The 12091-nt window shown below is 62.6% G+C and carries 12 protein-coding genes; 7 read left to right on the forward strand and 5 right to left on the reverse strand.

Annotated elements, in window-relative coordinates; genetic code table 11:
* Positions 1-19: 19 nt before the first annotated feature.
* A complete protein-coding gene (moaA, locus tag AC1RT2_RS04910) occupies positions 20-1006 on the reverse strand; it encodes a GTP 3',8-cyclase MoaA (RefSeq protein WP_493100388.1) in 987 nt (328 codons plus the stop codon).
* Positions 1007-1206: 200 nt separating this feature from the next.
* On the opposite strand from moaA, the gene AC1RT2_RS04915 reads away from it, so the two are divergent.
* The 3 genes from AC1RT2_RS04915 to AC1RT2_RS04925 all read left to right on the forward strand — a co-directional run bounded on the left by AC1RT2_RS04915 (position 1207) and on the right by AC1RT2_RS04925 (position 4845).
* A complete protein-coding gene (locus AC1RT2_RS04915; RefSeq protein WP_493099956.1) occupies positions 1207-1581 on the forward strand; it encodes a gamma-butyrobetaine hydroxylase family protein in 375 nt (124 codons plus the stop codon).
* Positions 1582-1637: 56 nt separating this feature from the next.
* Positions 1638-3461, forward strand: coding sequence for a monovalent cation:proton antiporter-2 (CPA2) family protein (locus AC1RT2_RS04920; protein ID WP_493099958.1), 1824 nt, complete (start codon positions 1638-1640; stop codon positions 3459-3461).
* Between the two features lie 172 nt (positions 3462-3633).
* On the forward strand, positions 3634-4845 hold the full coding sequence (locus AC1RT2_RS04925; protein WP_493099960.1) for a low temperature requirement protein A: 1212 nt from the start codon (positions 3634-3636) through the stop codon (positions 4843-4845).
* On the opposite strand, the gene AC1RT2_RS04930 is transcribed toward AC1RT2_RS04925, so the two are convergent.
* Complete coding sequence (locus AC1RT2_RS04930; protein WP_493099962.1) at positions 4842-5321, reverse strand: MarR family winged helix-turn-helix transcriptional regulator; 480 nt, start codon at positions 5319-5321, stop codon at positions 4842-4844. The genes AC1RT2_RS04925 and AC1RT2_RS04930 overlap by 4 nt on opposite strands.
* A gap of 48 nt (positions 5322-5369) precedes the next feature.
* On the opposite strand from AC1RT2_RS04930, the gene AC1RT2_RS04935 reads away from it, so the two are divergent.
* The 4 genes from AC1RT2_RS04935 (at position 5370) to AC1RT2_RS04950 (ending at position 8206) form a co-directional block, all read left to right on the forward strand.
* On the forward strand, positions 5370-6278 hold the full coding sequence (locus AC1RT2_RS04935; RefSeq protein WP_493099964.1) for an alpha/beta hydrolase: 909 nt from the start codon (positions 5370-5372) through the stop codon (positions 6276-6278).
* A 71-nt stretch (positions 6279-6349) separates the two neighbouring features.
* Entirely contained in the window at positions 6350-6958 is a 609-nt protein-coding gene (locus AC1RT2_RS04940) for a pyridoxamine 5'-phosphate oxidase family protein (RefSeq protein ID WP_493099966.1), read from the forward strand.
* A 77-nt stretch (positions 6959-7035) separates the two neighbouring features.
* Positions 7036-7422 carry a hypothetical protein gene (locus AC1RT2_RS04945; protein WP_493099967.1) on the forward strand — a complete coding sequence of 129 codons (387 nt, stop codon included), beginning with the start codon at positions 7036-7038 and terminating at the stop codon, positions 7420-7422.
* 4 nt (positions 7423-7426) lie between these two features.
* Positions 7427-8206 (forward strand): M15 family metallopeptidase, encoded by a 780-nt coding sequence (locus AC1RT2_RS04950; RefSeq protein WP_493099969.1) that lies wholly within the window; start codon positions 7427-7429, stop codon positions 8204-8206.
* Between the two features lie 7 nt (positions 8207-8213).
* Here AC1RT2_RS04950 and AC1RT2_RS04955 read toward each other — a convergent pair whose 3' ends face one another.
* The 3 genes from AC1RT2_RS04955 to fumC form a co-directional block, all read right to left on the reverse strand.
* Complete coding sequence (locus AC1RT2_RS04955) at positions 8214-8861, reverse strand: L,D-transpeptidase (protein WP_493099971.1); 648 nt, start codon at positions 8859-8861, stop codon at positions 8214-8216.
* Between the two features lie 316 nt (positions 8862-9177).
* A complete protein-coding gene (locus AC1RT2_RS04960; protein ID WP_493099973.1) occupies positions 9178-10248 on the reverse strand; it encodes a GGDEF domain-containing protein in 1071 nt (356 codons plus the stop codon).
* A 169-nt stretch (positions 10249-10417) separates the two neighbouring features.
* Positions 10418-11809 carry a class II fumarate hydratase gene (gene fumC, locus AC1RT2_RS04965; RefSeq protein WP_493099975.1) on the reverse strand — a complete coding sequence of 464 codons (1392 nt, stop codon included), beginning with the start codon at positions 11807-11809 and terminating at the stop codon, positions 10418-10420.
* Positions 11810-12091 lie beyond the last annotated feature (282 nt).

Here is a 12091-nt window from a genome sequence, read left to right on the forward strand (position 1 = left end):
AAACCTCGCTTTTGGCGGGTCAGCCGCCGGTGACGCTCATATGGCGGGCGACGGCCGGGCGGTTGCGGCGGTCGATGATGAAGTCGTGGCCCTTCGGCTTGCGGCCGATCGCCTCGTCGATCGCCTGCGAGAGCAAGGCATCGTCCTCGGCGGCGCGCAGGGGCAGGCGGAGGTCCGCCGCATCGTTCTGGCCAAGGCACATATAGAGCGTGCCGGTGCAGGTGAGGCGCACGCGGTTGCAGCTTTCGCAGAAATTATGCGTCATCGGCGTGATGAGGCCGAGGCGGCCGCCGGTCTCTTCGACCATGACGTAGCGGGCCGGGCCGCCGGTGCGGTAGGCGTTTTCGGTGAGGGTGAATTCTTCGGCGAGGCGGTCGCGCATTTCCGACAACGGCATGTAGCGGTCGGTGCGGTCTTCCTCGATCTCACCCATCGGCATGGTTTCGATAAGGGTGAGGTCCATGCCGCGGCCATGCGCCCAGCGCATTAGGTCCGGAATTTCACCGTCGTTGAAATCCTTGAGGGCGACCGCGTTGATCTTGATCTTCAGGCCGGCCGCCTGCGCTGCGTCGATACCTTCCATAACCTTGGAAAGCTCGCCCCAGCGGGTGATCGACTTGAATTTTTGCGGGTCGAGCGTGTCAAGCGAGACGTTGATGCGGCGCACGCCGCAATCGGCAAGTTCGGCTGCATGTTTTGCGAGCTGGGAGCCGTTCGTCGTCAGTGTCAACTCATCGAGCCGGCCGTCATGCACATGGCGGCCGAGTTCGCGCACCAGATACATGATGTTCTTGCGGACCAGTGGCTCGCCGCCGGTCAGCCTTAGCTTGCGCACGCCCTTGGCGATGAAGGTGGAACAGAGCCGGTTGAGCTCCTCGAGCGTCAGAAGATCCTTCTTCGGCAGGAAGGTCATGTTTTCCGCCATGCAATAGGTGCAGCGGAAATCGCAGCGGTCCGTGACCGACACGCGCAAATAGGTGATCGCCCGCCCGAAGGGGTCGATCATCGGTGCGTCGGATTGCGCGATGGCGTTCGCGCCGTTCCAGGGGCCAGCATACGAGTTCAAACCACGTCCTCCTTACCGACATGTCGTGCGCGTGGGGCGAAGCTTCAAGTCGATGCGGCGATTATGACAGCATTTTCAGCCTTGCACATCCCCGGCTTGCGGCATAGTCCTTCACGAATTCTTATGGGAAAGGGCATGCCATGAGCGATCTCTGGCCGACCGAACTGCGTGTCTCGAAGGATCGCCAGCGCCTCGTCGTGACCTTCAATGACGGCGCGAGCTTCGACCTTTCTGCCGAAATGCTGCGCGTGCTGTCGCCCTCTGCGGAAGTGCAGGGCCACGGGCCGGGACAGAAGCTGACCGTGCCGGGCAAGCGCAATGTCGCGATCATCTCCATGATACCGACGGGCAATTACGCCGTGCGCATCGGCTTCGATGATTTTCATGATACCGGCATCTTCACGTGGTCCTATCTCCGGGAACTCGGGGAAAAGGGCGCTGACCTCTTCGCAGACTACGAGCGCGAGCTTGCGGAGAAGGGCATGAGCCGCGATATGTCAGAAAAGCCACGATAAAAGATTGGCCTGCCTGCCGAGGTAGCGTCCACCCAGAACCGAACGGGAGATGTCCTTTGGCAGCAGAAGCGAATGCAAACGATCTGACGCAGGTTGTCGTGCTTCTGGCGGCGGGTGTCGCTGCAGTGCCGATTTTCAAGAAGATCGGGCTGGGTTCCGTACTCGGCTATCTCGCGGCCGGGCTTGCGATCGGTCCCTTCGGGCTCGGTTTCTTTGCCGATTCGCAGGCGATCATCCATGTTGCCGAGCTTGGCGTGGTGATGTTCCTGTTCATCATCGGCCTTGAAATGCAGCCGTCGCGGCTCTGGGGCATGCGCAAGGACATTTTCGGGCTCGGGGCGATCCAGGTCATGGGGGCCATGGCGGCGCTGACTGGCATTGGCCTTTCCTTCGGGTTTCCGCTCATCCCGTCCTTCGTCGCCGGCACCGGCTTCGTGCTGACCTCCACCGCCATCGTCATGCAGATGCTGCAGGAGAAGGGCACGATGTCCACGCTGAAGGGCCAGCGTATCGTGGCGATCCTGCTCTTCGAGGACCTTGCCATCGTGCCGCTGCTCGCCATCGTGGCGTTACTCGGCACGGGCGCAGCGGCGACGGATGCGTCCGACCGCTGGCTTTCGATCGGCATCGCCATTGGGGCGATCGTGGCGCTGGTGCTGTCGGGGCGCTACCTGCTTAATCCGCTCTTCCGAATACTCGCTGCCTCCGGCGCGCGCGAAGTGATGACGGCGGCGGCGCTGCTCGTCGTGCTCGGTTCGGCGCTTGCCATGCAGGTCTCGGGCCTGTCGATGGCCATGGGCGCCTTCCTCGCGGGCGTGCTGCTGTCCGAATCGTCCTTCCGCCACCAATTGGAGGCGGATATCGAGCCGTTCCGCGGCATCCTGCTTGGCCTGTTCTTCCTCGGCGTCGGCATGGCGATCGACCTGACGGTCATTGCCGCCAACTGGCAGCTCGTTGTGGCGAGCGTCATCGGCTACATGGTGGCGAAGACGCTGCTCATCTATGTCGTTGCCCGTCTGCTCGGCACCTGCCATGCGGAAAGCCTGGAGCGCGCCGTGCTGATGGCACAGGGCGGCGAATTCGCGTTCGTGCTCTATGCGGCAGCGGTAGCCGCCGGCATTCTCAACGGCGAGGAAAATGCCATCCTGACGGCGACGATTATCATCTCGATGGTCCTGACGCCGCTGATGGTCATCCTGCACGACCGCATTGTGCCAAAGCAGCAGCCCTCGACCGAGGGACTGACGCTGCCGGAAAATGTCGAAGGCACGGTGCTGATGATCGGCTTCGGCCGTTTCGGCCAGATCGTCAGCCAGCCGTTGCTGGCACGGGGCTATACGCTGTCGCTGATCGACAAGGATGCCGAGTTTGTGCGCGACGCCGCGGATTTCGGCTTCAAGGTGTATTACGGCGACGGCTCGCGCATCGATATCCTGCATGCCGCTGGTGCGGCGACCGCCAAGGCGATCCTGATCTGCCTCGACGACAAGGCGGCTGCGGTGAAGATCGCGGAGGTGGTGAAGGATGAATTCCCACTCGTTCCCTTGCTTGCCCGCGCCTATGACCGTGGCCATGCCATCGACCTCGTGCATGCCGGCGTCGATTTCCAGATTCGCGAAACCTTCGAATCGGCAATGGTGTTCAGCCGCGAAACGCTGAAAGCACTCGGCGAGGACGAGGATCTTGCCGCTGAAGTGGTGGAGGAATTCCGCGATGTCGACCGCGAACGCCTGGAGCTCGAGACGATCGGCGGTATTTATGCCGGCCGCCAGCTGATCCGCGGCAATGCCCAACCGGCCGATCTGGTTGCCGCCCGTACGGCCCGGGAGCGGGCGGAAGCGGAAGAACGGCAACGCCTCACGCAGGAAGAGGCCAGGTGAGGGCACACACTTCGCTGTGGCCAGTTCGTTCGGCATGCGTCATTTCTAATAAACCGACTTCCAGCGATGACGTGGTCGTGTTCTTCTCGCGTCTATGTGCCGCGGTCGCGATGCCCTGGAATGATTCGACCGGCGGTTTGAACGCCCTTGGCTTAACGCGAAAGGAGCCGCGATGACGGCGACGAACGACGAACGCTTCGCCGAATCCGCTTGCCTGCGCGCCCGCGGCACGGCGAAGGAAGGCAAGGTGGCTTTTGCCGAGCTTTTCTTCGACCTCGTCTTCGTGCTGACGATCATCCAGCTTTCACATTCGCTGGCGGCGCATTATTCGCCGACCGGCCTTGTCGAGGCGGCGGTGCTGATGCTGGCGGTCTGGTGGGTCTGGATCTACACGACCTGGGCGACGAACTGGCTCGATCCCGACAAGGCGCCGGTGCGTATCCTGCTCTTCGTTCTGATGTTCTTCGGCCTGATGCTGTCGATCGCAATTCCGACGGCCTTCGGTGAGGGCGGTCTTCTTTTTGCGCTGACCTTCGTTGCCATGCAGGTCGGCCGCTCGGCCTTCACCGCCTATGTTATGCGGCGCGACTGGCCGGAAAACAGCCTCAACTTCACCCGCATTACCGTATGGACGCTGTTTTCCGCGGTGTTCTGGCTTGCCGGTGCTTTCGTCGAGCACGAGGCGCGGCTGGTGCTTTGGCTTATCGCGCTCGGCATCGATTATCTTTCGCCGGCGCTCGGTTTCGCCGTGCCGGGCCTCGGGCGTTCGACAGTGAGCGACTGGGAGGTCTCGGGCGAACACATGGCGGAACGCTGCGCGCTTTTCGTCATCATCTGCCTTGGCGAAACCATTCTGGTGACCGGGCGCACCGTCGCTGGCATGGAACTGCTCGACGGTTTCACGATCATCCTGCTTGCGGTGGCTTTCCTGTCCACAGCGACGATGTGGTGGATCTACTTCCGTTTCGGCCATGGCGAGGCGGCGCATCTGATCGAGCATACGGCAACACCCGGCCGTATTGCGCGCATGGCCTTCACCTATGCCCATATCCCCATCGTTGCCGGGATCGTTTTGTCGGCGGTGGCGGAGGAGTTTGCGTTGGCGCATCCGCACGGTCCTGTCGATTTCAAGACGGCGAGCGCCATCATCGGCGGGCCGGTGGTCTTTCTTGCCGGTAACATCTGGTTCAAGGCGGCGATCCGCGGGCGCTCGCCGCTGTCGCATCTCGTGGGCATTGCCGTGCTGCTCTGCCTCTCCATAGTCGTGCCCGTCGTCGAACCCTACCAGCTCTTCATGGCCGCCGCGGCTGTGCTCTTCGGCGTTGCGCTATGGGAGTTCCTGTCGCTGAAGTCGACGCGGGCAGATGATCTCGCCCAGGTCTAGAGGTCGTCCGGTTCGCTATCCGTCTCCATCGTCTGGAGGATATGGATCAGGTCCTCCATGGCCTCGGCGACCTGCAGGCATCGATCGGCCGGCGTCTGGGAGAGGATACGGTCGATCATGCCGGTCTGAATGGTCATCGCATCCTCGGTGAGGTCGCGGCCGGCCTGCGTCAGGGAGAGGCGCAGCACGCGCTTGTCCTTCGCATCAGGCTTGCGTTCGATCAGCCCGCGCTTTTCCAGCTGCGGGAGCAGCATGCTCATGTTCGAGCGGCCGACGAGCAGTTTTCTGGCTAGCTCCTGCTGGGAAATGCCGTCAAACCGGTAGAGGTTGATCAGGATGTCGAGATGCGGCGTCTTGATGTCGAGGTCTGCGATCGCCTTGGTCATCGTCTGCTGCATGAGCTGGCAGGCGCGCGCCACGCCAATCCAGCTGCGAAAGCGCGGATGATCCCAGGGAAAGGCTTGCTTTTTGTTCATCGTTGTACTTTATTGTTCAGCATTGAACATTTTTGATGGATTCCCACTATGGCATCCTTTGGCTTGAAGGTCATCCGGCTCGCGCTTTCGAGCGTCGCAGCCGTCTCTCCCGCGGCGGCCGGCCGCGCCGCTTTCCGTCTCTTTGCGACGACGCCCGGCCGCAGGCCGCGCACCGCCAAGGAGAGGGAACTGTTCGCCCGCTCCGAAGGGTGGATGCGGCAGGCACAGCGCGTCGAACTCTCTTTTGCCGGCGGCACGGCCGTTGCCCATCGTTTCGCGGCTCGCCCTTGCGAGGCTTTTGCGGGGCGGGTCCTTGTCGTGCATGGCTGGGGCTCGCAGGCGGCCTATCTTTCCGCGTTGACGGAAGGCCTGGTTGCGGCGGGGCATGAAGTCGTGGCACTCGATCTGCCGGGGCACGGCGCGTCTCGGGGGCGCACGCTGACACTGCCGATGGCGGTTCGGGCGATCGATGCCGCCTGGCAGCGGTTCGGCGGTTTCGACTATTTCTGTGGCCATTCCTTCGGCGGCGCGTCGCTTGCCTGTGCCGCGAGCGGCCTTGTGCCATCCGTGCCGGCGCACCGTCCGCGCCGGCTGGTGACAATCGGCTCGCCGAGCGAAATGTTATGGCTGTTCAAGGATCTTGGCCGCTACCTGAAACTCGGCGCGAAGGCCCAGGTTGCACTGGAAGATCACGTCGAGCGTATAGCCGGCGCGCCGCTTTCGGCCTTCGATGCGGCGAACGGGGCGGGGCGTCTCAACACGCCCATGCTTGTCATCCATGCGGAGGATGACAAGGAGGTGCCGGCCATGCATGCACGGCGCTATGCCGCCGCCGGCTCGAATGTTACGCTGGAATGGGCGAACGGTTTTGGCCACCGCCGCATCGTTTCCGCTGAGCCGGTGATCGACCGCATTGTCGATTTCTTTTCGGAGGACGGGCGGCGCATCGCGGCCTGACGGGCTTTTCGTCATGAACCTGTCATGCGAGGGTGCGATGCGCCGCAAGGAGCAGAGCACAGGAGAAACGCATGACCATCGTCACCTCGGTCGACCAGTTGAACGCGCTTTACGGCGAACCGGGCGAAGCCTCGCTCGTCAAGGTGACGAATTTCCTGCTGCCGGAATACCGCGCGATGATCGAGGCCTCGCCCTTCATGGCGCTCGCCACCGTGGGACCGGAGGGGCTCGATTGCTCACCGCGCGGCGATGCCGGCTCCGTCATCCACATCGAGGATGAGCGCACGCTGATGCTGCCCGACTGGCGCGGCAACAACCGCATCGATTCCCTTTCCAACATCGTGCGCGACCCGCGTGTCGCCCTGATGTTCCTCATCCCCGGCTCCAACACCACCATGCGCCTCAACGGTCGCGCCGTGGTGCGCATCGACGAGGCTATCACCCAGCGCTTTGAGATGGACGGCCGGCACCCGCGCTCCGTCGTGGTGATCACGATCGAGGAGGTCTATTCGCAATGCGCCCGCGCGGTGCTGCGTGCCGACCTCTGGAACCCGGAGAAGTTTCGCGATACCGCCTGCCTGCCGACCGTCGGGCAGATGCTCGCTTCGGCCAAGAAGGGGTTTGACGGTGTTGCCTATGACCGCGAATGGCCGGGTCGGGCCGCCAAGAGCATGTGGTAGGCGGATCTGAATATTCCGCCGCCTCGGCCCGTCTTGTCATTGATTGTAAACGGCGAAAGCCGAGAGCGGAGTAAAGAATGCGGACAGGATTTTTTGCGGCGGCTGTTGCCGCAGTGCTTGCTGTTTCGGGCGGCGTTGCCAGGGCGGACGAGCTGATCGAGAGCTATAGCGCCTATATCGGCCAGGACGACCTCTACAATTCCAGCAACGAGCGTCTGACGCAGCCCTGGCAGGTGATCCGGCAGGATCGCGCCAATGTCCACCGCTTCGGTGTGCGCCAGCCCGGCGATGACATCGACGGTTTCTTCGCTTCGGCACGCAACCGGGAGCTTGCCGAACGCATGCTTCGCAGCGGTCGCATCGAGGGCGCGGCCGCGCGCCGCCTGCTGGATGGCGACGTGCGCATCCACGTCGAAATCTGGCGCGGCGCGGGAGGCGACTATATCAGTATCTCAGTCGATTAACGGTTTGCTCGCAGCGATTGCCGCCTGCCTCCTCGCCGTCTCCGCCGCCGGTGCGGCAGAGCCTGACCCTGCAAGCCGTCTCAAGCTGCTGGTGGAGGCCTATCCGGAAAGTCTCGCCGGCATCGAAGGCAATAGGCTTGTCTTCAAGGACGGCGGTCCCCCGCTCGACATCGATGACGGCCGGACGAAGGATCACCGGGCGGCACTCGCCAACGGTGACGTCGAGGACAGCCTTCGGCAGATCTATCCGCTTGGCGCTTGCGAGGCCAAGCCGGAGGTCGATTTCGACCCCGGTCGCATCCGCAGTGATCCTTTGATGATGCGCCTCTACGGCCAATCGGCGAAGGCCGTTCAGGCCGACCTCGTTCCGGTCAAATGGTTTGGCGAAACGCTGCGCGTGACGAAGCGGCAAGGGGCTGCCGCGGCGCTCGAGAAGGTGCGCGACGAGCTTGCGGCAAAGCCGGAGCTGAAGCGTTACCTGACGCCCTCGGCCGGGACATTCAATTGGCGCAAGGTTTCCGGCGCGCAGAACATGTCGGTGCACAGTTTTGGCGCGGCTCTCGATCTCAACACGAAGTTTGCGGATTACTGGGTCTGGTCCGGCGGCAAGCCGGGCAAGGTGCCGAAATACGCCAACAAGTACCCGCTGGAGATCATCGCGATCTTCGAGAAACACGGCTTCGTCTGGGGTGGGCGCTGGTACCACTACGATACGATGCATTTCGAGTACCGGCCCGAACTGATCGCCATAGCGAAAGCGGCAGGCGCTTCCGCCTGCCGCTGATTGCGGGTTAGTCGCGAACGATCACCGTCGCGCCCTTGGTGACCTGGGTATAGAGGTGCTCCACGTCTTCATTCGCCATGCGGATGCAGCCCGAGGATTGCGCCTTGCCGAGCGAGGACGGCTGGTTGGTGCCGTGGATGCGGTAGATGGTCGAGCCGAGATAGATGGCGCGCGAGCCGAGCGGGTTGTCGAGGCCGCCCTTCATCGAGACCGGCAGGATTTTGCCCTTCTTGGCTTCGCGAGCGCGCATGTCTTCCGGCGGTGTCCAGGTCGGCCACTCGGTCTTGCGCGTGACCTTTTCCGAACCCGTCCAGATGAAGCCGTCCCGGCCGACGCTGACGGCGTATTTCATGGCGATGCCGTCGCCCAGCACGTGGTACAGGCGGCGTTCGGAATTGTCGACGATGATCGTGCCCGGTGCGACTTTCTCATCGAAGGCGACGAGTTCGCGGGCGATCGGCGCGCGGGAAACGGCGGCGATCTTCTTTTCCGATGCGACCGGCTTGCCGCCGGAGAGCACTTGCAGCCACCCCGTCTTCTGTGCGGAGGACGAGAGCGAGGCGACCTCGATCGGGTCGATGGCGTTGTCGGCGGCAAAGGTGCTGCCTGCGGTGGAAAGAAGACCTGCGAGGAGGGCGATAGCGAGCTTTTTCATTGTCCTGGTCCCTGTCTGGAGCGGCCGGTGCATTCATGCCCGGCTCGGTGTTCTCTGATGGGGACTTTCTAGGGCATCGCCGTCTGGCGGGATGTTCCGGCGGGAACAGTCCCCGCCGGGTGTTTGACGATCGTCAGAAGGGCTGAAGCCAGACCAGGCTGCTCAGCATCAGGGCGGCGATCATCGTCATTTCAAGAAATCCGGTTTGCATGGCACATTCCTCCCTTGCCGCAGAAACGCACGACCGCCGCCACGGTTCCGCCGCAAACGAAAACGGCGCCCGAAGGCGCCGCGTCTGCAAAAGCGGGGCTGCCGCTTACTTGCGGTAGATCAGCCAGCTCTTGGCAAAATCCTTCTTCATGCCGTCCTCAAACGCCATGGTGCGGTTGCGGCCGCCGTTCTTGGCGCAGTAGAGCGCGATGTCGGCTTTCGAGTAGAGCTCGCCTGGACCTTCCGCCCAGGACGCCATGCAGAAGCCGAGCGATATGGTGATCGGGCCGTAGTTGACGCCGGTCTTGGAATTCTTGAACGGCGTGTGCTCAAGCGCGATGCGGATGCGCTCGGCGATCGCCATCGCCTCTTCCTCGGTGTTGCCCTCGACGATCATCGCGAATTCCTCGCCGCCAGTGCGGGCGACGAGAATGTCCTTGCGCACATTGGCGCGGATGAGGCTGCCGACCGAGGCGAGGATCTTGTCGCCGACCGGATGGCCGTAGGTGTCGTTGATCTTCTTGAAATGGTCGATGTCGGCAAGGATCAGCGCGGTGACGTTGTGCGACATCGACGAATTGTAGATGGCGGAAAGCCTGTCGTCGAAGGCGCGGCGGTTGGAGAGCTGCGTCAGCGAATCCGTGTTGGCGATGCGCTTGTACTCGTCGAGTTCCTTGCGCACATTGTCCATCTCGATCGACTTCTGCGCAACGTTCTCCACCATCTCCTTGCCTTGGCTGATGGTGTCGCCGGTCGCCTGCGTCAGCACGCCGATGACGTTCTTGATGATGTCGACGCTGGCGGCGTTCTTGCCGGTGATGCGGCCGTAGGTTTCGTCGAGCAGCCTGTTGTAGCTTTCGAGCGATGTCTGCTCCTGCTTGAGCAGGCGAAGCAGGCCTTCCAGCTCACCGACGATCTTCGAGTGTACGCCGTCGATGGCGGTCGCGCCGTGGTGATGGCCGAAATATTGCGCACCGATCTCGTCAAGCTCTTCCTGCGAGGCCTTGCTGCCAAGGGCTGCAAGTTCGCGGGTCAGCTTGGGGTTCGAGCCGATATAGGCCTCATAGAACAGCTCGTAGTTCCGCGGAATTGGAGAAATACCCATTACGCGCATGGCATAGGTCACCTGCGCGGCGATATCCGGCACCTGAACCTTCTGCGCAACGGCCGTGTTCATTTCGGCTGCTCCTGATTTCATCATGTTGGCTCCCGACCCGCAAAATAAAGCGAAAATGCTTTGGGAATGATTAACGGTTGTGCGTTCCGTAGCGGCAGCCAGGAATCAAAAAAGGCCGCAAATCCAATGATCTGCGGCCTTTTCGGCTGGAATATTCGAAAATTCTACCTCAACCCGGCATAATCATTTTTTCAGGGCGTACAACCGCGTCGAATTCTTCGTTGGTGACATAGCCACCGCCGACGGCCTCTTCGCGCAGCGTCGTGCCGTTTTTGTGCGCGGTCTTGGCGATCTTGGCGGCGTTATCGTAGCCGATCTTCGGCGCGAGTGCCGTGACGAGCATCAGCGAACGGTCGAGCGCCGCCTTGATGTTGTCCTCACGCGCCTCGATCCCGACGACGCAGTTGTCGGTGAACGAAATCGCGGCATCCGAGAGGAGCTGGACGGACTGCAGGAAATTGTAGGCCATCAGCGGGTTGAAGACGTTAAGCTCGAAATGGCCCTGGCTGCCGGCGAAGGTGAGCGAGGCATGGTTGCCGAAGACCTGGGCGCAGACCTGGGTGAGGGCCTCGCACTGGGTCGGGTTGACCTTGCCCGGCATGATCGACGAGCCCGGCTCGTTTTCCGGCAACGCCAGCTCACCGAGGCCCGAGCGCGGACCGGAGCCGAGGAAGCGGATGTCGTTGGCGATCTTGAAGAGCGCTGCCGCGGCGGCGTTGATGGCGCCATGCGAGAATACCATCGAGTCGTGGGCGGCAAGCGCCTCGAACTTGTTCGGTGCGGTCTTGAAGTCGATGCCGGTGATTTTTGCGATATGGTCGGCGACCTTTTCGGCAAAGCCGACCGGGGCATTGAGGCCAGTGCCGACGGCGGTGCCGCCCTGGGCGAGTTCGCACAGGCCCGGCAGCGTCAGTTCGATGCGCTTGATCGCCGAGGCGACCTGCGCGGCATAACCCGAGAATTCCTGGCCGAGGGTGAGGGGCGTTGCATCCTGCGTGTGCGTGCGGCCGATCTTGATGATGTGATCGAAGGCTTTAACCTTGGCCTCGAGTGCGGCATGCAGGTGCTTCAGCGCCGGCAGCAGGTCGTGCACGATGCGCTCGGCGCAGCCGATGTGCATGGCCGTCGGATAGGTGTCGTTCGACGACTGGCTCATGTTGACGTGGTCGTTCGGATGCACCGGCTTCTTGGAACCCATGACACCGCCGAGCATTTCGATCGCCCGATTGGAGATGACCTCGTTGGCGTTCATGTTCGACTGGGTGCCCGAGCCGGTCTGCCAGACGACGAGCGGGAAATGGTCGTTGAGCTTGCCGTCAATGACTTCCTGCGCGGCTTCGGTGATGGCCTTGGCCAACGCCGGGTCGAGACGGCCGAGTTCCGCATTGGCGCGGGCGGCGGCCTGCTTGACGATGCCGAGCGCACGCACGACCGAAAGCGGCTGCTTTTCCCAACCGATCTTGAAATTGCCGAGCGAGCGCTGGGCCTGCGCGCCCCAATAGCGGCTGTTGTCCACTTCGATGGGGCCGAATGTATCCGTTTCCGTGCGCGTCGATGTCATTGTGCTTCCCGCTTAAAGCCCATGCGCTACGTCCTGCCGCCGGCGATGCCGCCGCATGGGGCGCGGCAGGCCGGGCGAGCGCGGGCTATCCAGGGAGGCCCGCGCTGGCGCGAAATCGCGCAATTCTCTGGCCCATCTGCGACCGGGTTGCAAGGGGCGGAATGCCCGCAGGGACAAGACTTTCGGTTAAAATCGATTAGGCCACGACGGGTGGCAGGGAGGGGCGGGAGGCGTCTTTCCTGCTGTGCTTTTTCCAACACAAGCGCGCATTCGTTTTTTTGT

Source organism: Shinella sp. GW821-FHT11G07 (assembly GCF_058808115.1).

Coding starts and splice junctions, on each gene's coding strand:
- AC1RT2_RS04935 (WP_493099964.1), top strand. CDS start 5,370: ATGGCATCCTTTGGCTTGAAGGTCATCCGGCTCGCGCTTTCGAGCGTC.
- AC1RT2_RS04945 (WP_493099967.1), top strand. CDS start 7,036: ATGCGGACAGGATTTTTTGCGGCGGCTGTTGCCGCAGTGCTTGCTGTT.
- AC1RT2_RS04960 (WP_493099973.1), bottom strand. CDS start 10,248: ATGAACACGGCCGTTGCGCAGAAGGTTCAGGTGCCGGATATCGCCGCG.
- AC1RT2_RS04940 (WP_493099966.1), top strand. CDS start 6,350: ATGACCATCGTCACCTCGGTCGACCAGTTGAACGCGCTTTACGGCGAA.
- AC1RT2_RS04915 (WP_493099956.1), top strand. CDS start 1,207: ATGAGCGATCTCTGGCCGACCGAACTGCGTGTCTCGAAGGATCGCCAG.
- AC1RT2_RS04955 (WP_493099971.1), bottom strand. CDS start 8,861: ATGAAAAAGCTCGCTATCGCCCTCCTCGCAGGTCTTCTTTCCACCGCA.
- AC1RT2_RS04930 (WP_493099962.1), bottom strand. CDS start 5,321: ATGAACAAAAAGCAAGCCTTTCCCTGGGATCATCCGCGCTTTCGCAGC.
- fumC (WP_493099975.1), bottom strand. CDS start 11,809: ATGACATCGACGCGCACGGAAACGGATACATTCGGCCCCATCGAAGTG.
- AC1RT2_RS04925 (WP_493099960.1), top strand. CDS start 3,634: ATGACGGCGACGAACGACGAACGCTTCGCCGAATCCGCTTGCCTGCGC.
- moaA (WP_493100388.1), bottom strand. CDS start 1,006: ATGATCGACCCCTTCGGGCGGGCGATCACCTATTTGCGCGTGTCGGTC.